Annotated in this window: 20 protein-coding genes; 6 read left to right on the top strand and 14 right to left on the bottom strand. The window is 67.8% G+C overall.

What is annotated here, in order from left to right:
* Positions 1 to 7: 7 nt before the first annotated feature.
* The 5 genes from SBP02_RS03555 to SBP02_RS03535 all read right to left on the bottom strand — a co-directional run bounded on the left by SBP02_RS03555 (position 8) and on the right by SBP02_RS03535 (position 6,034).
* Complete coding sequence (locus SBP02_RS03555) at positions 8 to 1,396, bottom strand: aldehyde dehydrogenase family protein (protein WP_318645038.1); 1,389 nt, start codon at positions 1,394 to 1,396, stop codon at positions 8 to 10.
* A gap of 47 nt (positions 1,397 to 1,443) precedes the next feature.
* Complete coding sequence (locus SBP02_RS03550) at positions 1,444 to 2,817, bottom strand: glutamine synthetase family protein (RefSeq protein ID WP_318645037.1); 1,374 nt, start codon at positions 2,815 to 2,817, stop codon at positions 1,444 to 1,446.
* A 154-nt stretch (positions 2,818 to 2,971) separates the two neighbouring features.
* The gene (locus SBP02_RS03545; protein ID WP_318645036.1) at positions 2,972 to 4,024 is read right to left on the bottom strand and encodes a TRAP transporter substrate-binding protein; all 1,053 of its coding nucleotides are present in this window, start codon (positions 4,022 to 4,024) and stop codon (positions 2,972 to 2,974) included.
* A gap of 178 nt (positions 4,025 to 4,202) precedes the next feature.
* Positions 4,203 to 5,528 carry a TRAP transporter large permease gene (locus tag SBP02_RS03540; protein ID WP_318645035.1) on the bottom strand — a complete coding sequence of 442 codons (1,326 nt, stop codon included), beginning with the start codon at positions 5,526 to 5,528 and terminating at the stop codon, positions 4,203 to 4,205.
* Positions 5,528 to 6,034, bottom strand: a complete 507-nt coding sequence (locus SBP02_RS03535) for a TRAP transporter small permease subunit (RefSeq protein ID WP_318645033.1) — start codon at positions 6,032 to 6,034, stop codon at positions 5,528 to 5,530. Before SBP02_RS03535 ends, SBP02_RS03540 begins: the two co-directional genes overlap by 1 nt.
* A gap of 314 nt (positions 6,035 to 6,348) precedes the next feature.
* On the opposite strand from SBP02_RS03535, the gene SBP02_RS03530 reads away from it, so the two are divergent.
* From SBP02_RS03530 to SBP02_RS03520, 3 genes are all read left to right on the top strand, one after another.
* On the top strand, positions 6,349 to 6,585 hold the full coding sequence (locus SBP02_RS03530; protein ID WP_318645032.1) for a hypothetical protein: 237 nt from the start codon (positions 6,349 to 6,351) through the stop codon (positions 6,583 to 6,585).
* A gap of 230 nt (positions 6,586 to 6,815) precedes the next feature.
* The gene (osmE, locus tag SBP02_RS03525; protein WP_318645031.1) at positions 6,816 to 7,190 is read left to right on the top strand and encodes an osmotically-inducible lipoprotein OsmE; all 375 of its coding nucleotides are present in this window, start codon (positions 6,816 to 6,818) and stop codon (positions 7,188 to 7,190) included.
* Positions 7,191 to 7,334: 144 nt separating this feature from the next.
* On the top strand, positions 7,335 to 8,246 hold the full coding sequence (locus tag SBP02_RS03520; RefSeq protein ID WP_318645030.1) for a glycerophosphodiester phosphodiesterase: 912 nt from the start codon (positions 7,335 to 7,337) through the stop codon (positions 8,244 to 8,246).
* Positions 8,247 to 8,846: 600 nt separating this feature from the next.
* Here SBP02_RS03520 and SBP02_RS03515 read toward each other — a convergent pair.
* The 5 genes from SBP02_RS03515 to SBP02_RS03495 form a co-directional block, all read right to left on the bottom strand.
* Positions 8,847 to 9,563, bottom strand: coding sequence for an ABC transporter ATP-binding protein (locus SBP02_RS03515; protein WP_318645029.1), 717 nt, complete (start codon positions 9,561 to 9,563; stop codon positions 8,847 to 8,849).
* On the bottom strand, positions 9,560 to 10,435 hold the full coding sequence (locus SBP02_RS03510) for an ATP-binding cassette domain-containing protein (RefSeq protein ID WP_318645028.1): 876 nt from the start codon (positions 10,433 to 10,435) through the stop codon (positions 9,560 to 9,562). Before SBP02_RS03510 ends, SBP02_RS03515 begins: the two co-directional genes overlap by 4 nt.
* Complete coding sequence (gene livM / locus SBP02_RS03505) at positions 10,432 to 11,718, bottom strand: high-affinity branched-chain amino acid ABC transporter permease LivM (protein ID WP_318645027.1); 1,287 nt, start codon at positions 11,716 to 11,718, stop codon at positions 10,432 to 10,434. The genes SBP02_RS03510 and livM overlap by 4 nt, the downstream gene beginning before the upstream one ends.
* A 2-nt stretch (positions 11,719 to 11,720) precedes the next feature.
* Positions 11,721 to 12,635, bottom strand: a complete 915-nt coding sequence (locus tag SBP02_RS03500; RefSeq protein WP_318645026.1) for an ABC transporter permease subunit — start codon at positions 12,633 to 12,635, stop codon at positions 11,721 to 11,723.
* 242 nt (positions 12,636 to 12,877) lie between these two features.
* On the bottom strand, positions 12,878 to 13,999 hold the full coding sequence (locus tag SBP02_RS03495) for a branched-chain amino acid ABC transporter substrate-binding protein (RefSeq protein ID WP_318645025.1): 1,122 nt from the start codon (positions 13,997 to 13,999) through the stop codon (positions 12,878 to 12,880).
* Between SBP02_RS03495 and SBP02_RS03490 the strand changes: the two genes are divergently transcribed.
* Complete coding sequence (locus SBP02_RS03490) at positions 13,944 to 14,225, top strand: hypothetical protein (protein WP_318646399.1); 282 nt, start codon at positions 13,944 to 13,946, stop codon at positions 14,223 to 14,225. The genes SBP02_RS03495 and SBP02_RS03490 overlap by 56 nt on opposite strands.
* Positions 14,226 to 14,300: 75 nt before the next feature.
* On the opposite strand, the gene amaA is transcribed toward SBP02_RS03490, so the two are convergent.
* Complete coding sequence (amaA, locus tag SBP02_RS03485; RefSeq protein WP_318645024.1) at positions 14,301 to 15,584, bottom strand: L-pipecolate oxidase; 1,284 nt, start codon at positions 15,582 to 15,584, stop codon at positions 14,301 to 14,303.
* 385 nt (positions 15,585 to 15,969) lie between these two features.
* On the opposite strand from amaA, the gene SBP02_RS03480 reads away from it, so the two are divergent.
* Complete coding sequence (locus SBP02_RS03480; RefSeq protein ID WP_318645023.1) at positions 15,970 to 16,557, top strand: LOG family protein; 588 nt, start codon at positions 15,970 to 15,972, stop codon at positions 16,555 to 16,557.
* A gap of 49 nt (positions 16,558 to 16,606) precedes the next feature.
* Positions 16,607 to 17,554 (top strand): DUF808 domain-containing protein, encoded by a 948-nt coding sequence (locus SBP02_RS03475; RefSeq protein ID WP_318645022.1) that lies wholly within the window; start codon positions 16,607 to 16,609, stop codon positions 17,552 to 17,554.
* Between the two features lie 6 nt (positions 17,555 to 17,560).
* Here the strand turns inward: SBP02_RS03475 and SBP02_RS03470 are convergent, their stop codons facing one another.
* Genes SBP02_RS03470 through SBP02_RS03460 form a run of 3 tightly spaced genes read right to left on the bottom strand, consistent with a single transcriptional unit; the run spans position 17,561 to position 24,302 of the window.
* Positions 17,561 to 18,478 (bottom strand): transglutaminase family protein, encoded by a 918-nt coding sequence (locus SBP02_RS03470; protein WP_318645021.1) that lies wholly within the window; start codon positions 18,476 to 18,478, stop codon positions 17,561 to 17,563.
* Positions 18,475 to 20,967 carry a circularly permuted type 2 ATP-grasp protein gene (locus tag SBP02_RS03465; protein ID WP_318645020.1) on the bottom strand — a complete coding sequence of 831 codons (2,493 nt, stop codon included), beginning with the start codon at positions 20,965 to 20,967 and terminating at the stop codon, positions 18,475 to 18,477. The genes SBP02_RS03470 and SBP02_RS03465 overlap by 4 nt, the downstream gene beginning before the upstream one ends.
* A gap of 47 nt (positions 20,968 to 21,014) precedes the next feature.
* Complete coding sequence (locus SBP02_RS03460) at positions 21,015 to 24,302, bottom strand: transglutaminase family protein (protein ID WP_318645019.1); 3,288 nt, start codon at positions 24,300 to 24,302, stop codon at positions 21,015 to 21,017.
* Positions 24,303 to 24,514: the final 212 nt, after the last annotated feature.

Below are 24,514 nucleotides of genomic sequence, written 5' to 3'. Positions count from 1 at the left end.
GCGCGCCTCACAACTGGGTCTTGAAGTGGAAGGATTTCGGCCGGGTCAGCTGTTCGTAGCCGATGCTCGACAGGGTGCAGCCGCGGCCGGAGTGCTTGACCCCGGTCCAGGCCAGGGCCGGGTCGAGGTAGTCACAGCGGTTGAGGAACACGGTGCCGGCCTCGACCCGTTCGGCCAGGGCCAGGGCGGCCTCGGCATCGCGGCTGAAGATGGCGGCGGTGAGGCCGAATTCGCTGTCGTTCATCAGCGCCAGGGCCTCCTCGTCGTCCCTGACCTTCTGGATGCCGACCACCGGGCCGAAGGACTCCTCGGTCATCACCCGCATGCCGTGGTAGACGTTGGTCAGCACCTGGGGCGCCAGGTAGGCCGAGCCGGGTCGATCCAGGGCGAAGCTGCTCGGGTCGATATGGGCAGTGGCGCCCTGGGCCAGGGCCTCGTTGATCTGCCGGCGGACGAAATCCGCCGCCTCGGCCCGTACCAACGGCCCCAGGGTGGTGGCAGGGTCGTCGGGGCGGCCCAGCTTGTAGCGTTTGACCAGGGCCACCGCCTGCTCGACGAAGGCCTCGAACAGCGCCTCGTGCACGTAGATGCGCTCGATGCCGCAGCAGGACTGCCCGGAGTTGAAGAAGGCGCCGTCGATGGCGGTCTCCACCGCGTGGGCCAGGTCGGCGTCGGCGCGCACGTAGGCCGGGTCCTTGCCGCCCAGTTCCAGGCCGGTGCCGATGAAGCGTCCGGCGGCCGCCCGCTCGACCATGGCGCCGCCCGGCACCGAGCCGGTAAAGGCCACGTACTGCACGGCCGGCGCCTGGATCAGCCGCTCGGTGTCGGCGTGGCTGAGGTGCAGGTATTGGAACACCCCGTCCGGCAGGCCGGCCTCGACGAAGGCCTCGACCATGCGCTCGGCGCACAGCGGGGTCTGCGCCGAATGCTTGAGCAGTACCGCGTTGCCGGCCAGCAATGCCGGCATCACCGCATTCACGGCGGTCAGGTAGGGGTAGTTCCAGGGCGCGATGATCAGCGCCACGCCCAGCGGCTCGCGGCGGATGAAACGGGTGAAGCCGGGTTTGTCCGGCAGGCGGATGTCGGCCAGGGCGTTCTCGGCGATATCGGCCATGTGGCTGGCGCGCTCGACTAAGCCGCGGACTTCCCCGGCGCAATAGCGAATCGGCCGGCCCATCATCCAGCACAGCTCCTCGGCCAGCTGCTCTTCCTTGGCGGCGAAGGCGGCGATGGCCTTGCGGCCGATGGCGACCCGTTCGCTCAGGGGGGTGGTCTTCCAGGCCCGCTGGGCCTGCTCGGCCTTGGCCAGGGCCGCCTCGATCTGCGCGGCCGTGGCCAGCTCGCGCTCGACGTAGAGGCTGTCGTCGACCGGTGATATGCACTGCAACTTGCTCATTGCGACGCTCCAGAACCGGAGGCGGCACCGTGGCGCCTCCCCGGCGATCAGATGATTTCGAAGTAGCGATCGAGCTCCCAATCGCTGACATGCCGACGGTATTCACGTTCCTCCCATTCGCGGCTGGCGGCGTAGTGCTCGACGAACGGGTCGCCGAACAGCTCCCGCGCCGCCTGGGAGGCCTTCAGGCGCTGCGCCGCGTCCCACAGGGTGCGCGGCAGGGCCAGTTCCGGCGGGTGCTTCTGCGCATAGGCGTTGCCGGACACCGGATCGGTCGGCTGCCAGCCCTGCATCACCCCGTACAGCCCGGAGCCGATGGCCACCGACAGGGCCAGGAAGGGGTTGCCGTCGGCAGCGCCCAGGCGATATTCCTGGCGCTGCGACTTGTCGCTGCCGGGGATCACCCGCAACGCCGCGGTGCGGTTCTCCACGCCCCAGGTGGCATCGGTCGGCGCCCAGAAACCGGGGATCAGCCGGCGGTAGCTGTTCAGGGTCGGCGCCACCATGCACAGGAACTCGGGCATCAGGCGCTGCTGGCCGGCGAGGAACTGGCGCTGGACCTGGCTCATGTTGTGCGGCTGGCTGGGGTCGTGGAAGGCCGACTTGCCGCTCTCGCGCTCACGCAGGGAGACGTGGATATGGCCGCTCTGCCCCGGGTACTTGCCCGACCACTTGGCCATGAAGGTGGCCATCAGGCCGTTGCGCTGGGCCAGCACCTTCATGAAGGTCTTGAACAGCGCGCCCTTGTCCGCCGCGTCCTCGGCCTGGTCGTAGGCGAGTGCCGCCTCCAGCACGCCGGGGCCGGTCTCGGTGTGCAGGCCCTCGATGGGGAAGTCCATCTGCTCGCCCAGCTCGAGAATCTGGTGGTACAGCTCGGCATGCACCGAGTTGCGGATCATCGAGTAGCCGAACCAGTCCGGGGTGAACGGCTTGAGGTTGCGAAAGCCCTTCTCCCGCGCCGACTCCGGGGTCTCGTCGAACATGAAGAACTCGTACTCCAGCGCGGCGAAGGGATCGAAGCCCATCTCCTCGCAGCGCTTGACCACCCGCCGCAGGGTGCCGCGCGGACAGACCGCCTCGGCCTGCTGGTCGAACTCGCAGATGAACAGCAGCATGCCGTTCTCGAAGGGAATCTCCCGGCAGGTGTGCGGCAGCACCCGCACCGGCGCGTCCGGGTAGCCGGTGTGCCAGCCGGTGTAGCTGGCGTTGTCGTAGAGCTGGTCCTTGACGTCCCAGCCCAGTACCACGTCGCAGAAGGCGAAGCCCGAGTCCAGCGCGGAAAGGAACTTGCTGCGGCTCAGGTACTTGCCGCGCATCACCCCGTCGTTGTCGAACACCCCGACCTTGATGTGACTGAGCCCGCGCTCCTCGACGATGCGCTTGGCATCTTCGACGGTCTTCACTTCTCGCGGTTTGAGCATATGCACCCCCATCTATTGTTATGGCCGACGTCCCCTGTCGGTTGTGTCCACTGCCCCGAACGCCGACCGGCGCGCCAACGCAGGGCGCCCATGCCCGCGGAGAGCAATCCGGGCACAGGCATGCGCCTGGGCGCCGACGGCGTGGCCGCCGGTATCAGTAGCGATAGGGTGGGCCGGCCTTGGCCATCAGGGCGTTGTACTTCTTGAAGATCTCCACCACCTTGGCGCTGCGCGGGCTGGCCTTGGCGATCTCGTCCCAGAACTTGTGCGCCTCGTCCTCCACGGTTTTCCACTCGGCATCGGGAATGGTGGTGAGCTCGAGCTTGCCGCCCTCCACGCGCAGCTGCGCCTCGCCGCCCCAGTACCAGTGCTGGCGGTAGTAGTGGGAGCTGTCCATGCACAGCTTGAACAGGGTCTGCAGGTGCGCGGGCACCTCGGCCCACTTCTCCGAGTTGGCGAAGTAGGAGCCGATCCAGGCGCCGGAAATGTTGTTGGTGAGGAAGTACTTGGTGACGTCGGCCCAGCCGACGGTGTAGTCCTCGGTGATGCCCGACCAGGTGATGCCGTCCAGCTCGCCGGTCTGCACCGCCACCTCGACGTCCTCCCAGGGCAGGGTCACCGGGATCACGCCGAAGCGCGAGAGGAACTTGCCGGCGGTGGGGAAGGTGAAGATGCGCTTGCCCTTGAGGTCGGCCAGGCTGCGGATCGGCTCGACCGTGGCGAAGTGGCAGGGGTCCCAGGCGCCGGCGCCGAGCCAGGTGACGCCCTCGACCTCGCCGTAGGCCTCCTCCCAGATCTGCCGCAGGCCGTACTTCTCGAACAGCACCGGCACGTCCAGGCTGTAACGAGTGGCGAAGGGGAAGTAACCGCCGAACACCGAGACGTCCACCGGCGCGGCGATGGAGTCGTCGTCGCTCTGCACCGCGTCGATGGTGCCGCGCTGCATGGCGCGGAACAGCTCGCCGGTGGGCACCAGCTGGTCGGCGAAGTACAGCTGGATCTCCATCTCGCCCTTGGCCGCCAGGTTGAAGGCGTCGATCGAGGGCTTGATCACGTGCTCGGCCAGGGCCGGGCCGGCGTAGGTCTGCAGGCGCCAGGTGATCTTCTTCGGCTCCTGCGCGTAGATATGCGCCGAGCCCAGGGCCGATGCGCCCACCGCGCCGGTGGTGACCGCGGCGGTCTTGAGGAACTTGCGTCTCGTACTCATGCTGTTATCTCCAATGAATGTCGATCCAGATGTCATACAACCGCATGGCACCACTGCGACCCGGCGAGGTCGGTGCAGCGTGTTCAGGTGGGCGCGTTACCCCACAGGGCGGCCAGCGCCTGTCGCCGCTCGGGGTGAAAAAACCAACTGCGTCCGAGCCTCTCCTGAATTCTGTGGGTCAGCGCGCGTAGTGCCACTGGGGCAACCACAGCGCGATCTGCGGAAACATCATCACCAGCACCAGGGCCAGCACCATGATCAGCACGAAGGGGGTGACCGAGACGTAGATGTCGCGCAGGGTCACCTCCGGAGGCGCCATGGCGCGCATGAGGAACAGGTTGTAGCCGAAGGGCGGGGTCATGTAGGCGATCTGGCAGGTGATGGTGTAGAGCACGCCGTACCAGATCAGATCGAAGCCCAGGGCGCCGACCAGGGGCACGTAGAGCGGCGCGACTATCACCAGCATGGCGGTGTCGTCGAGAAACATGCCCATCAGGATGAACGACAGCTGCATCATGATCAGCACCTGCCAGGGGCCCAGCTCCAGGCGGTCGATGAAGAAGGCCTCGATGGCGTTGACCGCGCCGAGACCGTCGAACACCGCGCCGAAGCACAGGGCGGCGAGGATGATCCACATGAACATGCAGCTGATGCCGAGGGTCTTGCGCAAGGTGTCTTCCATCACCTGGGCGCTCAGCCGGCCCTTGACCAGGGCGGTGAAGGTGGCGGCCGCGGCGCCCACCGCCGAGCTTTCCACCAGGCTGGTGATGCCCATCAGGAACAGCCCGGTCATGCAGAAGAAGATGAACAGCGGGGCGATGCCGGCCTTGAGCAGGCGCAGCTTCTCGCCCCAGCCGATCTGCTGGCGCTCCTCCTCGGCCAGGGCCGGCCCCAGGCGCGGTTGCAGGCGGCAGCGGATGACGATGTAGAGGACGAACAACCCGGCCATCATCAGCCCCGGGAACACCCCGGCCAGCCACAGCTGGCCCACCGGCTGGCGGGCGATCATGCCGTACAGCACCAGCACCACGCTGGGCGGAATGAGGATACCCAGGGAGCTGCCGGCCTGGATCACCCCGGTGACCATGATCTTGTCGTAGCCGCGGCGCAGCAGTTCCGGCAGGGCGATGCTGGCGCCGATGGCCATGCCGGCGACGCTCAGGCCGTTCATCGCCGAGATCGCCACCATCAGGCCGATGGTGCCGATGGCCAGGCCGCCGTTCAGCGGCCCCATCCACACGTGGAACATGCGGTAGAGGTCTTCGGCCAGCCCCGACTCGGAGAGCATGTAGCCCATGTAGACGAACATCGGCAGGGTCAGCAGCGGGTACCACTTCATCAGCTTCATCGCCGCGCTGAAGGCGATCTCCGAACCGCCGTCGCCCCACAACAGCAGGGCGGCGCTGACCGCGACGAAGCCGATGGCGCCGAACACCCGCTTGCCGGTGAGCAACAGCAACATCATCGAGGAGAACATCAGCAGGGCGATGAGCTCGTAACTCATTACAGCGTCTCCCCGCGGGCGGCGGCGATATCCTTGAAGAAGGTGGCGATGGTCTGCAGCAGCATCAGCGCCACGCCGAGGGTCATGATGATCTTGATCGGCGCCATATAGGGCGACCAGGCCGAGTAGCTGGTCTCGCCGTACTGCAGGGCGTACTGGGTCGAGGAGATGCCGCCGTAGAGCAGGAAGATCAGGTAGAAGATCAGGAAGCCGACGGTGATGGCGTCCATGATCGCGCTGGTGCGCGGCGACCAGCGGCTGTAGAACAGGTCCATGCGCACATGGGCATCGAGCTGCATGGAGTAGCCGCCGCCGAGGAGGAAGTAGGCGACCATGAGGAACTGCGCGGTTTCCAGGGTCCAGATCGCCGGGTCGGCGAAGGTCTTGCTGATGGATGAGTACAGCAGCACCGCCAGCATGGCGAAGATCAGGTACATGGCGAACCGGCCGATGACCCGGTTCATCGCGTCCACTCCCCGCACGAACAGCCGAATCGCCTTGGGCATTCAGTTCTCTTCGAAATAGATGTTATCCCGTCAGACTAGCCGAAGATTTCCCAATGCCAACTCGCCGCGAAAGAGGTGAACGCGCCATTGCGAGGCGCGCGCGGCCGACGGGCCTGGCGGCCTCGCGCGGGCGCCAGGCCGGCGCAGGCCCTGGGCAAGTTGCAGGAAAAACCCGCGAAGACGCCGGTTAAAAGCGCTTATGCCCCAACATCACCAAGATCGATGGGCACTATCGAGGCACTCGACTTCTTATCCGCGGGCAAGTCCTTAACATCTCCTCCCGTAGCCATTGTTCTCCAACGGGAGGAGCCATCATGAAACGCCAACTCGCCCTCAGCCTGGTCCTCGGCCTGTTCGCCGCCAACGCCTTCGCCCTGCCGAGCCTCAACCCGCAACCCTTGCTCGGCGAGGCGAAGGACAGCCAGCAGGAAGTGCGCCCGCTGGACCGCCATTTCGCCGAAGGCGGCGCAGAGCGCACCCCCGGCCAGCAGCGCCTGCGCCTCGCCGAAGGCGGGGCCGAACGCCTGCTGGAGCACCGCCGAGCCGGCTAACGCCGGCCGCACCGGACCACCGCGCGCCTGCGCAGCGGCACGCTCAATTCCAACCCGCCCAACGGCCCCGCAAGTCTCCCGCCGATCAGCGCCAGGGGTGGCAAGCTCGCCTGAGCAGCTACCATAACAACAGGGGCTCCAGGGCCCGGCACGCCACGCAGAGGTCATGTGGCGAGCGCCTGCGGCAACGCATAGTGGAGCCTGACACCACGTGCCCCGCGGAGGCCACCATGCACCAGCAAACCCTGGGCGTCCTCGCCCTGTTGAGCATCCTGTCCGGCTGCGCCGGCTCCCTGGGCAACCCGAACGCCTACCTGACCTATCGTGACGAACCGCTGGTGGCGCAAGTCGCCCGGGACATGAGCAAGCAGCAGGTCCTGGAGATCGGCGGAGCCCCGTCCGGGGTGATGCCGCGCAGTGTCAACCCGGGCAGCTGTCACGACTACATCCTCACCCGGGACGGCCAGCCCCAGGCCTACCATGTCAGCTTCGACTCGGCCGGACGCGTCGACGGCAAGGGCTTCCGCACCTGCACGCAGATGGAAGACGACGAACGCGCCCGAGCGCGCAGGCCGGTCGGCATAGGCGGCGGGGGCGGCTACTGAGCGGGCGCGGCATTCGCACTACACCCCCCGATCACCCAGGCTGTCCGCAAAGGTGTGCCGGCTGTCGCGATTCACCTCTCGCCGGCCCCCCTTTCCTTTGTCATAGTCCGGGCTCGCCCTTTCACAGCCACCTCGGAAGCCTCCATGCTGCGCCTCGCCCGTTTTCTTCTCGCGCCCTTGCTGCTGACTGCCATCGCCCTGCTGACCCTGATGCTGACCAGCCACCCGGCGTCGCCGCCGGCCGTGCTCGCGGCCCTGGGTGAGCGGCCCCTGGTGATCGCCCATCGCGGCGGCAAGGGTCTGTGGCCGGAAAACAGCCTGTTCGCCTTCGAACGCGCCAGCGCCCTGGGCGTGGACATGCTGGAGATGGACCTGCACCTCTCCAGCGATGGCGAGCTGGTGGTGATCCACGACAGCACCCTGGAGCGCACCACCGACGGCCAGGGTCCGGTCGCCGCCCAAAGCCTCGCCCAACTGCAAGCCCTGGATGCCGGCTACCGCTGGACCGCCGACGGCGGCGAGAGCCACCCCTACCGCGGCCAGGGCATTCGTATCCCGAGCTTCGCCGAGGTCCTCGAGCGTTTCCCGGACAAGCCCAAGGTGGTCGAGATCAAGGTGCCGGACGTCGGCATGGAGGCGCAGCTGTGCGCAATGCTGCAGGCCCATGGCCAGCGCGACCTGGTGCTGGTCGGCAGCTTCTACGAGCGCAGCCTGCAGCTGTTCCGCGAACACTGCCCGGGGGTTGCCACCTCCGCCGGCCCCGGCTCGGTACGCCTGCTGGTGGCGCTCGACTGGCTGGGCCTGGGCGGCGTGCTCTCCCCCTCCTACCAGGCGCTGCAGATCCCCGAGCGCCACAGCGGCCTGCCGATCGCCAGCGCCGGCCTGCTGCACACCGCCCGGGAGCGCGGGCTCAACGTGCAGCTGTGGACCATCAACGAACAGCCGGCCATGCGCCGTCTGCTCGACATGGGGGCCCAGGGCCTGATCACCGACTACCCGGACCGTGCCTTGCAGCTGCTCGGTCGCTCGACCCGGATCGGCGCGCTGGGCGAATAGCCCCGCCCAGCGATCAAAACTCGACCAGCGCCCGCCAGGCCGCTCTCCGCCTGGCTTGGCGCCAGGCGCCCGCAGCTTATCCACAGCACCTTCCACAGTTTGCCTGGATAACTCCGCACGGATAGTGCAGCCCTGAATTTTGGCTTGACGCCGGGCCGCAGCTGAGGCACTCGCACAAGACGACCGAGCGCTGATCAAAAAACACCCGATCCGCGAAAACCCAGGGCCTGTCTGGCCTGCAGCGACTTCACCGGCAGTTATCAACAGGCCTACCCACAGTAGCTGTGGACAACTCGGGCACGCCCAGGCTCGCCCGGACATCCCTCTAAGTTACTGTTTTAAGTGAATAAAAGCGGATAGTTCGAAAATTGACCAAGGCCCCAGAAGGACCATCCGGCAAGGCCTGCACGGTTCTACCACCACTTTATCCACAACTCGTTCCACAGACTTTGTGGGCAACTGGCCGCAGCGGCTCGCCGGGGGCCACTCGAGGGATAAGAGGGGCCAACGCTGCGTGGCCAGCAGTGCGCCAGCCACCTCGGTTCAGCGAAGGAGTCGCGCGTGCCGCCACGGCACGCGCGCTCTGGAGGGTGACGGAACTCAGTGCCCGCCCAGATAGGCCTTGCGTACCTCTTCGTTGCCCAGCAGCTCCTCGCCGGTGCCGCTCAGGCGGATCTCGCCGTTGACCATCACATAGCCGCGGTTGGACAGGCGCAACGCATGGTTGGCGTTCTGCTCGACCAGGAAGATGGTCATGCCGCTGCGGGCCAGCTCGCGCAGGGTCTGGAAGATCTGCTTGACCACGATCGGCGCCAAGCCCAGGCTCGGCTCGTCCAGCAGCAGCAGCTTGGGCCGGCTCATCAGCGCCCGGGCGATGGCGAGCATCTGCTGCTCGCCGCCAGACATGGTCATGGCCCGCTGGTTGCGCCGCTCCTTGAGGCGCGGGAACAACTCGAACATGCGCTGCTTGTCCTCGTCGACATGTTTGTCGCCAATGGGGATGGTGCCCATCATCAGGTTTTCCTCGACGCTCATGTCGGGGAACACCCGCCGCCCTTCCGGCGACTGGGCGATGCCGTTGGAGGCGACGTAGTGCGAGGACTTCAGGGTGATGTCGGTGCCGCGGTAGAGGATCTGCCCGGCCGCCGCCCGCGGCTGGCCGAAGATCGACATCAGCAGGGTGGACTTGCCCGCCCCGTTGGCGCCGATCAGGCTGACCGTCTCGCCCTCGTCGATGTGCAGGTCGACCTTCTTCAGGGCCTGGATCGGGCCGTAGAACACGTCCAGCTGTTTCAGTTCGAGGATCGGCTGACTCATACCAGTTCCTCCTCGTCGGCGCCCAGGTAGGCGGCGATCACCTTGGGGTCGTTACGGATCGCCTCGGGACCGCCCTGGGCGATCACCAGGCCGTGGTCGAGCACGACGATATGGTCGGAAATGCTCATGACCATGCCCATGTCGTGCTCGATCAGCAGCACGGTCAGGTCGTGCTCGTCGCGCAGCAGGCGGATGATCCGGCTCAGCGCCTCGGTTTCCTGCGGGTTGAGGCCGGCGGCCGGCTCGTCCAGACAGATGATCTGCGGCCGCGTGCACATGGCCCGGGCGATCTCCAGGCGGCGCTGCTGGCCGTAGGACAGCTCGCCGGCCAGGCGGTTGGCGCAGTCGACCAGGTCGACCACCTCCAGCCAGTAGAAGGCATGGTCCAGCGCCTGGCTCTCGGCCTTGCGAAACCCCGGGGTATTGAACACGCCGGCCAGCAGGTTGCGGTTGATCCACATGTGCTGGGCCACCAGCAGGTTCTCCACCACCGACATCTCCTTGAACAGGCGGATGTTCTGGAAGGTGCGCGCCAGGCCTGCGCGGTTGACCAGGTGGGTACCGCCGAACATCTTGTAGTACAGGCGGCTGAAGAACTTCGGCGGGGAGACGAAGTCCCCCAGGGCGAAGGGTTCGCCGAGTACCTTGATCACGTCGGTGGTCTTGCCCCGGGCCTTGAGCTTGATGCTGCCGCCGGTGGCGCTGTAGAAGCCGGTCAGGCAGTTGAACACCGTGGTCTTGCCGGCACCGTTGGGACCGATCAGGGCCGAGATGGAGTTGCGCTTGATGGTCAGGCTGACATCGTTGAGCGCCTTGATCCCGCCGAAGTGCATGGCCAGGCGGTCTACCGAGAGGACAATTTCTTCGCTCATGGCGCTACTCCTTGGCGCGGTTGCACACCGTTGCGGCTGACCCGGATCAGGCCCCGGGGGCGCCAGATCATCATCAACACCATCAGGATGCCGAACAGCAGCACCCGGTACTCGGCGAAGCTGCGCAGCAACTCCGGGGCGACGGTCAGGACGAAGGCCGCCAAGACCACGCCGACGGTCGAGCCCATGCCGCCGAGCACGACGATGGCGAGAATCAGCGCCGACTCGAAGAAGGTGAACGAGGCCGGGTTGACGAAGCCCTGGTAGCTGGCGAAGAACACCCCGGCCAGACCGGCCGTGGAGGCGCCGATCATGAAGGCTGAGAGCTTGACCAGCACGTGGTTCAGCCCCATGGCGCGGCAGGCGATCTCGTCCTCGCGCAGCGCCTCCCAGGCCCGGCCGATCGGCATGCGGGTCAGGCGGTTCTTCACGTAGAGCACCAGCAGCACCACCAGGAACAGCACCAGGTAGATGAACAGGAACTTCAGGTTGGAGTCGTAGGGAATGCCGAAGAACTCGTGGAACGGCACCCCGCCGTCCTTGGCCCGGCGGGTGAACTCCAGGCCCATGAAGCTCGGCGACGGCGCCGACATGCCGTTCGGCCCGCCGGTGAACTCCAGCCAGTTGTTCAGCACCAGGCGGATGATCTCACCGAAACCGAGGGTGACGATGGCCAGGTAGTCGCCGTGCATGCGCAGCACCGGAAAGCCGAGAATGCCCCCCGCCACCGCCGCCGCCACGGCGGCCAGCGGCAGCACCGTCCAGAAGCCCAGGCCGAGGTACTCGTAGCCCAGGGCCAGGCCATAGGCGCCGATGGCATAGAAGGCCACGTAGCCCAGGTCGAGCAGGCCGGCGAGGCCGACCACTATGTTCAGGCCGAGGCCGAGCAGCACATAGATCAGGCCGAGGATGACCACGGTCAGCAGGTACTTGCTGGCGAAGAACGGAAACACCAGGGCGACCGCCACCAGCAGCGGGATGACCCAGCGCAGCTGGCTCTTGTGCTCCGGCGCCAGCACATGCACGCCGGAGCCGGTGGTCTCGAAGCCGGCGAGGATCGCCAGGCCCTTGGGGGTCTGCAGGAAGAGACTGAGGAAGAAACGACCGAGCATGACCACGCCGACGATCGCCGCCACCCGCTGGGTCTCCAGGTTGAACGCATAGCCGTCGAGGACCACCCCGACGATCGGGCCGAAGACGATCAGCGCGATCAGGCCGGCGAGTACCGCGTCGACCAGGCTCTTTTTCACATCTAGACGCTTGCTTGCAAGGGTTGAGGACATGCTTACACCTTCGCCACGTGGGGACGGCCCAACAGGCCCTGGGGTCGGAAGATCAGGATCAGCACCAGCAGCGAGAAGCTGAACACGTCCTTGTAGTCGGTGTTGACCATGCCGGAGAACTGCGCCTCGGCCACGCCGAGAATCAGCCCGCCGAGCATGGCTCCGGGCAGCGAACCGATGCCGCCGAGCACCGCGGCGGTGAAGGCCTTGATGCCGATGATGAAGCCGGCATAGAAGTCGAAGGTGCCGTAGTTCATGGTGATCAGCACCCCGGCCAGGGCCGCCATGGCCGCGCCGATGACGAACACGTAGGAGATCACCCGGTCGGTGTTGATGCCGAGGATCGAGGCCATCTTGCGGTCCTGCTGGGTGGCGCGGCACATGCGCCCGAGCTTGGTGCAGCGGATCACATAGGTCAGCAGCGCCATGCCGGCGAAAGCGGCGATGAGGATGAACACCTTGGTGTAGGTCAGCTGCACGAAGCCTTCGCCGATGTTCAGCTTGAAGGCGCCCTCGAGCAGGGTCGGCACGCCTTGCTGACGCGCGCCCTGGCTGATCTGCACATAGTTCTGCAACACCAGCGACATGCCGATGGCGCTGATCAGCGGCGCCAGGCGGGTGGAGTTGCGCAGCGGCTTGTAGGCCACCCGCTCGATCACCCAACCGTACACACCGGTGATGCAGATGGTGAACAGCAGCGTGCCGAGAATCAGCAGCGGAAAGGATTCGAGGCCGAAGTAGGCCAGTATGGCCAGGGTGATGGCCGCCAGGTAGGCGCTGATCATGTACACCTCGCCGTGGGCGAAGTTGATCATGCCGATGATGCCGTAGACCATGGTGTAGCCGATGGCGATCAGGCCATAGACCGCACCGAGCGTGAGCCCGTTGATCATTTGCTGCAGGAAGATACCGTCCATTGACTCAGTCTCGTCTGCTGGGCTGCCGGCCGGGTCGGGCCGGGCGCCTCAGGTGTGGTCAGACGGGTACTGCTGAGCGCCGCCGCACGAGGTGCGGCGGCGGACGGGGTCGACGACTCAGCAGTTCCCGGAAGGCACTAGTCCTGCGGCGACGCTGCGCCGCCGAGGGCTAGCCGAGCAAGGCGCCGGCCGGACCGGGACATCCCCAGCGGGACGCCCCGAGCCTGCCAGGCACCCCGAGCTTACTGCTGGTGGTATTTGCCCTGGTCGTCCCACTCGTAGACGACATAGTCGGAGACTTTCAGGTCGCCCTTGGCGTCCCACTCCTTCTGGCCCATCACGGTCTGCACCGGATTGGCTTTCAGCCAGGCACTGGCCTTGGCGCTGTCGTTGCTGCCGGCACCGCCGAAGGCGGCCGCCAGGGCCTGCACCGAGGCATAGGAGTAGAGGGTATAGCCCTCGGGCTCGAAGCCGTTGGCGCGGAACTTCTCGATCACCGCCTGGCCATCGGGGATCAGGCGCGGGTCGGCGCCGAAGGTCATCAGCACGCCCTTGGTGTATTGCGGCCCGCCGGCGGTGGTGACCAGTTCGTCGGTGACGATGCCGTCGCCGGAGAGGAAGGTCGCGGTCAGCCCCTGTTCGCGCATCTGCCGCACCAGCGGGCCGGCCTCGGCATGCAGGCCGCCGAAGTACACGACCTCGACGTCGGCGGCGCGCAGTTTGGTGACCAGCGCGTTGAAGTCTTTCTCGCCGCGGGTCAGCCCCTCGTAGATCGCCTCGGTGACCCCGCGCTTGTTCAGCTGGGCCTTGGTCGCATCCGCCAGGCCCTGGCCGTAGGTGTCCTTGTCGTGAATGATCGCGACCTTGCTGGCCTTGAGGGTATCGACGATGTAATCGCCGGCGATGATGCCTTGCTGGTCGTCCCGGCCGCAGATGCGGAACATGCCCGGCAGGCCGCGCTCGGTGACCTGGGGATTGGTCGAGCCCGGAGTAATGGCGATGATCCCGGCCTCGTCGTAGACCTCGGAAGCCGGAATGGTCGAGGAGGAACAGAAATGCCCGACCACGCCGTTGACGCCGTCCTGATCGACCAGGCGGTTGGCCACGGCCACCGCCTGCTTGGGCTCGCAGGCATCGTCGGCCTTGATCAGCTTGATCATCTCGCCATTGACGCCACCGGCGGCGTTGATGTCCTCGGCCGCCTGCTTCGCCCCCTGCCAGAACTGTTCGCCGAAGGTCGCGTTGGCCCCGGTGTGCGGCCCCGCGACGCCGATCACCAAGTCGGCCTGGGCCAGGGAGGAAAGGCCCATGGCACCGGTGACCGCGAGTGCCAGAAAACCCTTTTTGAAAATCATCTGCGACATAGCTTTGTTACTCCATATGGTGGGTGTGAGTACCGCTACTTTTCTTGTTGGTTGCAGCAAATGGCATGAGCAAATGGCATGCCACGGTTTTCTACCGGGGAATCAGCCGGCAGAAAAAGAGGTTTTTGCAAAAAAACCGGAAGTTCTTGATAGACATTTTCTTATTCCAGATAAGCCGGAGCCGATCATGGCGATAAGGCCGATCGATGCCGTTTACTTTCGGTAACGGCCGGGCGATGGCTGCACCAAGACGGCGCCACGGGTGCGTCTTTATGACCCACCGGGCCCGCCGCGGGGCCATTCAGATCACCACGCGCAGACATTGACCGGCGTGGTACAGCGAGAACCCCGCCTCATAGAGGCCGCTGCGCAGCCCGGCGACACTGACCTTGCGCATCGGCTGCACGGGCATCGGCAAGGCTTGCGCGCCCCCCTGACACAGGTAATCGGCGAAGGCCTTGCCGACCACGCTGCCGGTGGTGACCCCACGGCCGTTGTAGCCGGTGACGGCGAGCAAGCCGGGCGCCGGCTCGAACAGGCGCATCAAGTGGTCCGGGGTGAAGGCGATGCAGCCGGTCCAGGTGCTCTGCCACTGCACTCGTCCCAACTGGGGAAAGTAATGCTGCTGGATGCGGTCCGCCCAGGCCCGCAGGAACCAGAGCGGCTTGGCCGCGCCGTTGCCCAGGCTGCCGAGGAGCAGGCGGCCCTCGGCGTCGCGACGAATGCTGCTGAGCACCTGGCGGGTGTCCCAGGCGCCCTGTCCGCCGGGCAGGATGCCCGCGGCCGGCTCGCCCTGCAGCGGCGCGGAAGCCACCTGGTAGTAGAAGCCCGGGAAGAAGTTGCGGCGCAGCTCGCTCCATTCGCCTTCGGTGTAGGCATTGGACGCCAGCACCACCTGCTCGGCGCTGACCGCACCGCCCTGGGTGATCACGCACCAGCCCTGCCCCTGGCGCTCCAGGCTGGTCACCGGGGAATGATGGAACAGCCGCCCCCCCAGGCCGATGACCGCGCGGGCCAGGCCGCTGGTGTAAGCCATGGGGTTGAGGGTGCCGGCGCGCCTGTCGAGCAGCGCCGCGGCGATCCGCCGGGTACCGGTGGCCTGCTGGCAGGCCGCGCCGGTGAGCAGCTCGACCGGCGCACCGCGGCGCTGCCACTGCTCGCAACGACTCTGCAGGTCGGCCTGGCCGCGGGCGTTGTGCGCCATGTGCAGGGTGCCTTCGCGGCGCGCCTGGCAGTCGATGCCGTACTTGTCGATCAAGGCGAACACCAGCGCCGGTGCCGCCCCCATGGTCGCCAGCAGCTTACCGCCCACCGCGGCGCCGAGCTTGCGCTCGACCTCGTCCGGTGCGATCCACATTCCGGCATTGACCAGGCCGACGTTGCGCCCGGATCCGCCATGGCCGGTTTCATGGGCCTCCAGCACGCACACCGTCTTGCCCTGCTCGAGCAGGTGCAGGGCGGCGCTGAGCCCGGTAATGCCGGCGCCGACCACACAGACATCGACCTTCAACTCACCGCGCAGCGCCTCGGCGCTGGGCCGTTGGGGCGTCAGTCTCTCCCACAAACACTCTTGGCGTAGGCTCATCCAGCAATCCTTACAAGGGCACGGCAAATATCGCCCGAACAACCGAGCAACGGCTCATCTGGCCCGAAGTAATAGCCGGCTGCGAGGCCGACAACAAACAACCTTTATTCGCCATGTCATTCCATTTGGTGATGCATCCGTCGCGTGCGCGGCGTTCCGACTATCGCCCCCATCGAGACAATCAAGCGGATCGCCGGCGGCGGCGACGCCTACACTGTGGCCAGCCCCTCGTCGGAGAATGACCATGGCCATCACCACCCTGCTGCAACGCCTGCTCGCCAGCTATGCCTGCGGCGCCAGCGGCACCGAACTACCGCTGTAACGACTTGGTCGCGGCGGGCACAACCGCTACCCTGAGCGCCTCGATTCGCCTTCAGGAGTGACCATGTCCCTGCAATCCATCTGCGTGTTCTGCGGCGCCAGCCCCGGCGCCCAGCCCCTCTACCGCCAGGCCGCGGAAAGCCTCGGCCGCCACCTGGCCGAGCAGGGCTTGCGCCTGGTCTACGGCGGCGGCGCGGTGGGGCTGATGGGCGTCGTCGCGGACGCGGCGCTGGCCGCCGGTGGCGAGGTCATCGGCATCATCCCGCAGAGCCTGGAGCGGGCGGAGATCGGCCACCAGGGCCTGAGCCGCCTGGAGGTGGTCGACGGCATGCATGCGCGCAAGGCGCGCATGGCCGAACTCAGCGATGCCTTCATCGCCCTGCCCGGCGGCCTCGGCACCCTGGAGGAGCTGTTCGAGGTATGGACCTGGGGCCAGCTCGGCTACCACAGCAAGCCCCTGGGCCTGCTGGACGTCGGCGGTTTCTACAGCAAGCTCGGCGACTTCCTCGACCACCTGGTGGCCGAGCGTTTCGTCCGCTCCCAGCACCGCGCCATGCTCCAGCTCGGCGACTCGCCGGGCGAACTGCTGCAGACGCTGCGCCAGTGGCAACCGAGCGCGGCGCCGAAGTGGGTCGATCGCCACCCCGACTGAGCGGCCACGGCCCCCATCACTCAAACGCCCCAAGAGAAGGAACCCTTGCATGGCCGGCGCCAGCCTTTTGACCCTGCTCGACGACATCGCCACCCTGCTCGACGATGTCGCCCTGATGACCAAGGTCGCCGCGAAGAAGACCGCCGGCGTGCTCGGCGACGACCTGGCGCTGAACGCCCAACAGGTCACCGGCGTACGCGCCGAACGGGAACTGCCGGTGGTCTGGGCGGTGGCCAAGGGCTCGCTGAAGAACAAGCTGATCCTGGTGCCGGCGGCGCTGCTGATCGGCGCCTTCGCACCCTGGGCGGTGACGCCCCTGCTGATGCTGGGCGGCGCCTTCCTCTGCTACGAGGGCTTCGAGAAGCTGGCGCACCGTTTCCTCCACGCGCCGGAGGAAGACCTGGTGCAGCACCAGCAGCTGGTGCAGGCGGTGGCCGACCCGCAGGTGGACATGCTGACCTTCGAGCGCGACAAGATTCGCGGGGCGGTGCGCACCGACTTCATCCTCTCCGCCGAGATCATCGCCATCACCCTGGGCACGGTGGCGGCGGCCCCCTTCAGCCAGCAGCTGATGGTGCTGACCGGCATCGCCCTGTTGATCACGGCCGGGGTCTACGGCCTGGTTGCCGCCATCGTCAAACTCGACGACGCCGGCCTGTACCTCAACCGGCGCGCCGGCGCGGACCTGGTCGCTCGCCTGCAACGCGGGCTCGGCTGCGCCATCCTGCGGGCGGCGCCCTGGCTGATGAAGGGCCTGTCGGTGCTCGGCACCGCGGCGATGTTCATGGTCGGCGGCGGCATCCTCAGCCATGGCGTGCCCGTCGCCCACCACGCCATCGAGCAGCTGGCCCAGGCCACCGGCCACGACCTGCTGGGCGCGCTGGTCCCGCCGCTGATCAATGGCCTGGGCGGCATAGTCGCCGGCGCCATCACCCTGGTCGCCGTCACCCTGGCCACCCGGCTGTGGCGGGCCTTGAAGCCCGCGACCGCGCGCTGAGCCGTCTCAGGCCGGCGCCGCGGCCTCGGGCGCGGCCAGGGGCAGCACGGTGACGCTCACCTCGGGGTCGTGGCTGCCGCCGCCGAGGATCACCCCGCGCAGGGGCGAGACATCGGCAAAGTCGCGCCCCCAGGCCAGGGTGATGTGCTCCAGGGCCGGCAGGACGTTGTTGGTCGGATCGAAGTCGACCCAGCCCTGGCGCGGGCAGTACACCGAGATCCAGGCGTGCGAGGCGTCGGCCCCGATCAACCGCGGCTGCCCCGGCGGCGGCTGGGTCAGCAGGTAGCCGCTGACGTAGCGGGCGGCCAGGCCGCGGGAACGCAGGCAGGCGAGCATCAGGTGGGCGAAGTCCTGGCATACCCCGCGGCGCGCCTCCAGCACCTGCAGCAGTGGCGTGGCCACCTGGGTGGCCACCGCATCGAAGGTGAATTCGTCGAAGATCTTGCCCATCAGCGCCTGCACCGCCAGCAACAGCGGGCGCCTGGCCGGAAAGCAGTCGGCGGCGTAGTCGACGAAGGCCTGCTTGAGCCGCACATAGGGCGACTCGAAACGGTAGCGGGCAGCCTCCAGCAAGGCGTCGGGCAACGCCTGACCGCTGTAGCTCAGGGCGCCGCTGATGCTCTCCCAGGGCGGCGAATCACGCAGTGCCAGCGGCGGCCGGGCCAGTACCTCGATGCGCAGGCGCGTGCCCACCACCAGGGCATCATGGGGACGCTCGAACACCAGCCGGGTCAGCGGGTTGCCGAACACATCGAATTCGTCGCGGCGCTGGCTGGGTGACGGACTGACCTGCAAGCGACGCTCGTGGCAGTGCTGCCAGGGGCAGGGCCGCGGCCACAAATGCGCCAGCTGCTGGGCCAGGGACACCGAGGCCGAATACCGGTAGCGGGTGTCGTGGATGACTTGATAGGTCGCACTGTTCATGTCGACTGGGTCCCCTGGCTCGGATCGACATGCACGAAGAAGCGCAGGCCGAGATGCTCGGAGGCGTCTTCGCCGGCCTGGGCGATGCGCTCCAGCAGCTCGGCCAGCCCCTCGAGCACCGCCGTCACGCTGCTCGGGCCGAACAGCGGGTTCTCCAGGCTGGCCAGGCTGAAGCCGCTCAACTGCCGCTCCAGTTGCAACAGGGGCACCTCGACAGGCAACTCGAAGTGCTCGCCCAGGCGCTTGAGCGAACGCAGCAGGGTCCGCAGCTGGAACAGCACGGCATGCGGGTTCTGCGCATCCAGCAGCAACAGGTCGAGCACCGGGATCAGCTGCGCCGAGGCCAGGTAGCGGGTGCGATAGGTGATGCTGCTGTTGCCCAGCTCCAGCAGCCAGCCCAGGGCCGATGCGTCGGCGACGGCGTCGCTGCGCAGGAAACCGGCGATGCTCTCGGCCATGAAGTGCAGGCGCTCGATGCTGCGCCCGAGCAGCAGGAAGCGCCAGCCGTCGTCGCGGGTCATGTCGTCCAGGGCGAAGCCGGACAAGGCCGCCAGCGAGATCAGCAGGCCGTCGAGGTAGTCCAGCAACTCGCCGAAGTCCTCGACCTCGGCGTCCAGTCGCTGGGCCTCGCGCTGCAGCTCCAGCAGCACCTGCCAGTTGCCCTGGGACAGCTTGCCGCGCACGCTGCCGGCGGTCCATTGCAGGCGCTGCAGGTTGGCCTTCAGGCTGGCCGGCCAGTCGACCCCGAGCAGGGCCTGCAGCAGGCGCTGCTCCAGCTCGCCGCTCTCCTCCTCGGGCAGCAGGCCGAGGCTTTCCCCCAAGGCCAGGGCGGTCTGCAGGGCCTGGGGATCGTCGTCATCGTCGACATAGCGCGCCAGCATGATGCGCAGCAAGCGTGCGCCATCCTCGCAGCGCGAGCTGTAGCGACCGAACCAGAACAGGTTCTCCACCACCCGCGACGGCAGGAAGGGGTCGCTGCGCACCAGGTCGGCCACCCCCAGCGAACGCCGCCACTGCCAGGGCTCGCCGGCGGCGTGACGCTCGCCGAGCACCCAGGTGTCCTTGCTCGACCCGCCGCGCTGCATCGACACCTCCTCGGCATCGGCCTCGGCGGCCACCCGGGTCAGGCCACCGGGCATGACCCGATAGCCCTCGGCGCTGGCCACGGCGAACACCCGCATGCCGATGGCACGGGACTGCAGGCCACCCGCCTCGCCCAGCCAGACCGGGGCCTGGGACAACTGCGCCAGGGCCTGGGCGACATAGGCATAGGGCCTGGCCCGCAGGCGCTCGGCCAGCGCCGCACGCTGGGCCGGATCGAGATCGCGCCCGTACACCGGGGCGAAACTCTGGGAGGGGAAACTCGCCCGGATCAGCAGCTCCGGCAGTTTCTCCAGCGCCTGCTCCAGCACCGGCGGCTCACCGCACCACCAGCTGGCGATGCTCGGCAGCAACAGTTCTTCGCCGAGCAGCCGCTGGCCGATCGCCGGCAGAAAGCCCGGCAAGCCCGGCGACTCCAGCACCCCGCTGCCCAGGGCATTGGCCACCAGCACACGACCGCGGCGCACCGCCTCCAGCAACCCGGGCACGCCGAGCGCCGAGTCGGTGCGCAGCTCCAGGGGATCGCAGAAATCGGCGTCCAGCCGGCGCAGCACCGCATGCACCCGGCGCAAGCCGCCCAGGGTCTTGAGGTAGAGGGTGGCGTCGCGCACGGTCAGGTCGCTGCCCTCGACCAGCGGATAGCCGAGCTGACGCGCCAGATACAGATGTTCGAAGTAACTCTCGTTGAAGCGCCCGGAGGTCAGCAACACCACCAGGGGCGTCTCGCCGTCGGCCGGCGCCTGCTGCGCCAGGCTGTCCTGCAGGGTACGGAAGAAACCGCCGAGGTACTGCACGTTGAGCTCGCGGTACAGCTCCGGCAGGGTGCGCGAGACGATCTGCCGGTTCTCCAGGGCGTAGCCGGCACCGGATGGCGCCTGGGTGCGATCGGCGGTGACCCACCAGCGGCCGTCCGGGGCCCGCGCCAGGTCCACCGCATACAGATGCAGGAAGGTGCCGCCCGGCGGCTGTACGCCCTGGCACGGCCAGAGGAAGTTGTTGTGGCCGAACACCAGCTCGGCCGGCAGCAGGCCGTCGGCGATCAGCCGCTGCGGCCCGTAGATATCCGCCAGCACGGCATTCAGCAGGCTGGCGCGCTGCGCCACCCCGGCGGCGATCTGCTGCCATTCCTGCGCCGGGATCAGGTTCGGCAGCAGGTCCAGCTCCCAGGGCCGGTCGGCGCCGTCGGGCTCGGCGTAGACGTTGTAGGTCACGCCGTTTTCCTGGATCTGCCGTTCCACCAGGGCCAGGCGCTGCGCCAGTTGCGCCGGGGTACTGCGCTGCAGCCGCTCGAACAGGCGGCGCCAGTGTGCCCGCACCTTGCCCTTGCCATCGACCAGCTCGTGGTAGGCCGCATCTGTCAGGTGGTAATCGGCAAGCAGATCGGACATGGCTCACTCAACAAATGACGGATAAGGGATGGGATAACGCCCGGCGCCTAGCCGCGGCGCAAGTCCAGGGTCATCGGCAGCTCCGGGTTGGCCGTGGGCGGCATGACCGTGACCGTACCCGGGCTATGGCCGATCCGGAAGAAACGGGCCAGGCGCCGGCTTTCCGCCTCGTAGGCATTGACCGGCAGGCTTGCGTAATTGCGGCCGCCGGGATGGGCGACATGATACTGGCAACCGCCCAGGGAGCGGCTCATCCAGCCGTCGACCAGGTCGAACACCAGCGGCGCATGCACGCCGATGTTCGGCTGTAGACAGGAGGCCGGCTGCCAGGCGCGGAAGCGCACGCCGCCGACGAACTCGCCGACCGTGCCGGTGGGCCGCAGCGGCACCGGCCGGCCATTGCAGGTCAGCATATAGCGATCCGCCGGCATGCCGCTGACCTTGACCTGCAGGCGCTCCAGGGACGAATCGACATAGCGCACGGTACCGCCGGCACTGCCCTCCTCGCCCAGCACGTGCCAGGGCTCCAGGGCCTGGCGCAGCTCCAGTTCGATGCCCTTGACGTTGAAGTCGCCGGCCTTGGGGAAGCGGAACTCGAAGTGCGGGGCGAACCACTCGGCGCGTATCGGGTAGCCGGCGGCATAGAGCTCCTGCAGCACATCGGCGAAGTCCTGCTCGACGAAGTGCGGCAACAGGAAGCGATCGTGCAACTCGGTGCCCCAGCGCACCAGCCGCGGTGGCGCATAGGGCTCTTGCCAGAAGCGCGCGATCAGGGCGCGCAGGAGCAGCTGCTGGGCCAGGCTCATCTGCGCGTGGGGCGGCATCTCGAAGGCGCGCAACTCGAGCAGGCCGAGGCGGCCGCTGGCCGAGTCCGGCGAATACAGCTTGTCGATGCAGAATTCGGCCCGGTGGGTGTTGCCGGTGACGTCCACCAGCAGGTGGCGCAGCAGCCGGTCGACCAGCCAGGGCGGGCACTGCCGGCCCGCCTCGGGCATCTGCGCGAAGGCAATCTCCAGCTCGTAGAGCGCATCGTTGCGCGCCTCGTCGATCCGCGGCGCCTGGGAGGTCGGGCCGATGAACAGGCCGGAGAACAGGTAGGACAGCGACGGATGGTTGTGCCAGTAGCCGATCAGGCTGCGCAGCAGGTCGGGACGGCGCAGGAAGGGCGAATCGGCCGGGGTCGCACCGCCGAGGACGAAATGGTTGCCGCCGCCGGTGCCGGTATGGCGGCCGTCGACCATGAACTTCTCGCTGGACAGACGGCATTCCCGCGCCGCCTGGTAGAGAAACTCGGTGCGCTCGACCAGCTCCGCCCAGCTGCCCGCCGGGTGGATGTTGACCTCGATCACCCCCGGGTCCGGGGTCACGCGGAAGAACTGCAGGCGCGGGTCGGCCGGCGGCTCGTAGCCTTCCAGCAGCACCGGGCAGTCGAGCTCGGCGGCGGTGGCCTCGATGGCCGCGACCAGCTCCAGGTAGTCCTCCAGCCGGCTCAAGGGCGGCATGAACAGGTACAGGCGCCCGTGTCTCGGCTCGGCGCACAAGGCGGTGCGCACCAGGGCCGCGGCCGACTGCCCGGGCTGCGGCGCGGCGACCTCGGCGCCCTGCTCCGATGCGCCATCGCGCAACTGCCGGACGATCTGCGCCGCGCCGGGCAGCGGGGCGAAGGGCTGGGACGGGTCGGCCGGGTTCACATAGGGGTAGTCGGCCTCCCTGACCCAGGGCTGCGACTCCAGCGGCAGGCGGTAGCCCAGCGGCGAGTCGCCCGGCAGCAGCCGGCAGTGCTCGTCACGCAGGAACCAGGGGCCACTCTGCCAGCCCTGCTCGTCGGCGCGCCGGGCCAGCGGCAGGACGTGGCCCACCACCTTGCCCAGGCCCTGCTCGAACACCTGGCGCAGGCGCGCGCGCTCCAGCGGGTCGGCCAGCCGCGAATCCTCGGGGGTGACGTTGCTCGGCAGCTTGCGCTCGCGCCACAGGTAATAGAGGAAGTCCTCGTAGGCGGCGAAGCAATGTTCGCCGCCGATGCCCAGGCGCGGCGCCAGGGCCGCGAGAAAATGCGCGGCCAGGATCGCGTCGACGCCGTAATCGCTCTGCTCGTCGGCATACAGCCGGGCATCGTGCCAGATGGGCTCGCCGTCACGACGCCAGTAGCAGTTAAGCGACCAGCGCGGCAGCTGCTCGCCGGGGTACCACTTGCCCTGGCCGAAATGCACCAGCGCCGCGGGCGCGTAGTGTTCGCGCAGGCGGTGGAACAGGTCGGCGGCCAGGCGGCGCTTGTTCGGCCCCAGGGCGGCGGTGTTCCACTCGGGGTCGTCCGGATAGTCGAGGGCGATGAAGGTCGGCTCGCCGCCCATGGTCAGGCGCACGTCGCCGCGCTGCAGGTCCTCGTCGACCCGCCGGCCGAGGGCCTCGATCGCCTGCCACTGCGCCGCGCTGTAGGGCTTGGTCACCCGCGGCGCCTCCCAGATGCGCTCGACGCGCATCTCATGGGAGAACTCGCACTCGCTCTCGTCCACCCCGCCGCTGATCGGCGCCGCCGAGGACGGCTCCGGGCTGCAGGCCAGGGGAATGTGGCCCTCGCCGGCGAACAGGCCGCTGGTCGGGTCCAGGCCGATCCAGCCGGCGCCGGGCAGATAGACCTCGCACCAGGCGTGCAGGTCGGTGAAGTCCACCTCGGTGCCCGACGGGCCGTCCAAGGCCTTGACGTCGGCGGTGAGCTGGATCAGGTAGCCGGAGACGAAACGCGCGGCCAGCCCCAGGTGGCGCAGCAGCTGCACCAGCAGCCAGGCCGAGTCGCGACAGGAGCCCGAGCCCTTCTCCAGGGTTTGCTCGGGGGGCTGCACCCCCGGCTCCAGGCGGATCAGGTAGGCGATGTCGCAGGACAGGCGCTGGTTCAGCGCCACCAGGAAATCGACGCTGGCCGTCGGCGTGCGGTCGATGCCGGCCAGGTACTCGGCGAACAGCGGGGTCGCCGGCAGCTGCACCAGATAGGGGGCCAGTTCGCGCCGCTCGCCCTCGGTGTAGGCGAAGGGGATCTGCTCGGCATAAGGCTCGAGGAAGAAGTCGAAGGGGTTGAACACCGCCATCTCGGCGACTAGGTCGACCTCCACCTTCATCTCGCGGGTCTTCTCCGGGAACACCAGGCGCGCCAGGTAGTTGCCTTGCGGGTCCTGCTGCCAGTTGAGGAAGTGCCCGCCCGGCTCGACCTTCAGGCCGTAGGACAGCACCCGGGTGCGGCTGTGGGGCGCCGGACGCAGGCGCACGATCTGCGGGCCAAGCTGGACCGCACGGTCGTAGCGATAATGACTGACGTGGTGCAGGGCGACATGGATCGACACGGTGGGCCTCCTGCGAGCCTGGACGGTACGCACGCTGCGCAAGACTAATGCCTTAGCTCTGTTACAAAGACTCTAGTCCCTCGCCCCCCATCGCGCGCCCCAGCAGGCGCCGCGGGCGCCCTCGGACTGCACTGCCGCGCCCCTGCCATCCCCATGCCGCCGGGCGTGCAGGCCGTCATGGCGCCCTACGCAGGCCGGCGCGCATCCGTTAC

The sequence above is a fragment of the Pseudomonas benzenivorans genome (assembly GCF_033547155.1).
Lineage (GTDB): Bacteria > Pseudomonadota > Gammaproteobacteria > Pseudomonadales > Pseudomonadaceae > Aquipseudomonas > Aquipseudomonas benzenivorans_B.
The sequence above is the reverse complement of the archived record's forward strand: the minus strand, read 5'-3'. Positions and strand labels throughout refer to the sequence as shown.

Bases quoted from the DNA above. Each gene is read 5' to 3' on its own strand.
- SBP02_RS03530 (WP_318645032.1), top strand. From the start codon at position 6,349: ATGAAACGCCAACTCGCCCTCAGCCTGGTCCTCGGCCTGTTCGCCGCC.
- SBP02_RS03550 (WP_318645037.1), bottom strand. From the start codon at position 2,817: ATGCTCAAACCGCGAGAAGTGAAGACCGTCGAAGATGCCAAGCGCATC.
- SBP02_RS03555 (WP_318645038.1), bottom strand. From the start codon at position 1,396: ATGAGCAAGTTGCAGTGCATATCACCGGTCGACGACAGCCTCTACGTC.
- SBP02_RS03475 (WP_318645022.1), top strand. From the start codon at position 16,607: ATGGCCGGCGCCAGCCTTTTGACCCTGCTCGACGACATCGCCACCCTG.
- osmE (WP_318645031.1), top strand. From the start codon at position 6,816: ATGCACCAGCAAACCCTGGGCGTCCTCGCCCTGTTGAGCATCCTGTCC.
- SBP02_RS03480 (WP_318645023.1), top strand. From the start codon at position 15,970: ATGTCCCTGCAATCCATCTGCGTGTTCTGCGGCGCCAGCCCCGGCGCC.
- SBP02_RS03510 (WP_318645028.1), bottom strand. From the start codon at position 10,435: ATGAGCGAAGAAATTGTCCTCTCGGTAGACCGCCTGGCCATGCACTTC.
- SBP02_RS03515 (WP_318645029.1), bottom strand. From the start codon at position 9,563: ATGAGTCAGCCGATCCTCGAACTGAAACAGCTGGACGTGTTCTACGGC.
- livM (WP_318645027.1), bottom strand. From the start codon at position 11,718: ATGTCCTCAACCCTTGCAAGCAAGCGTCTAGATGTGAAAAAGAGCCTG.
- SBP02_RS03520 (WP_318645030.1), top strand. From the start codon at position 7,335: ATGCTGCGCCTCGCCCGTTTTCTTCTCGCGCCCTTGCTGCTGACTGCC.
- amaA (WP_318645024.1), bottom strand. From the start codon at position 15,584: ATGAGCCTACGCCAAGAGTGTTTGTGGGAGAGACTGACGCCCCAACGG.
- SBP02_RS03535 (WP_318645033.1), bottom strand. From the start codon at position 6,034: ATGCCCAAGGCGATTCGGCTGTTCGTGCGGGGAGTGGACGCGATGAAC.
- SBP02_RS03500 (WP_318645026.1), bottom strand. From the start codon at position 12,635: ATGGACGGTATCTTCCTGCAGCAAATGATCAACGGGCTCACGCTCGGT.
- SBP02_RS03495 (WP_318645025.1), bottom strand. From the start codon at position 13,999: ATGTCGCAGATGATTTTCAAAAAGGGTTTTCTGGCACTCGCGGTCACC.
- SBP02_RS03470 (WP_318645021.1), bottom strand. From the start codon at position 18,478: ATGAACAGTGCGACCTATCAAGTCATCCACGACACCCGCTACCGGTAT.
- SBP02_RS03545 (WP_318645036.1), bottom strand. From the start codon at position 4,024: ATGAGTACGAGACGCAAGTTCCTCAAGACCGCCGCGGTCACCACCGGC.
- SBP02_RS03540 (WP_318645035.1), bottom strand. From the start codon at position 5,528: ATGAGTTACGAGCTCATCGCCCTGCTGATGTTCTCCTCGATGATGTTG.
- SBP02_RS03465 (WP_318645020.1), bottom strand. From the start codon at position 20,967: ATGTCCGATCTGCTTGCCGATTACCACCTGACAGATGCGGCCTACCAC.
- SBP02_RS03490 (WP_318646399.1), top strand. From the start codon at position 13,944: ATGGCACCGGTGACCGCGAGTGCCAGAAAACCCTTTTTGAAAATCATC.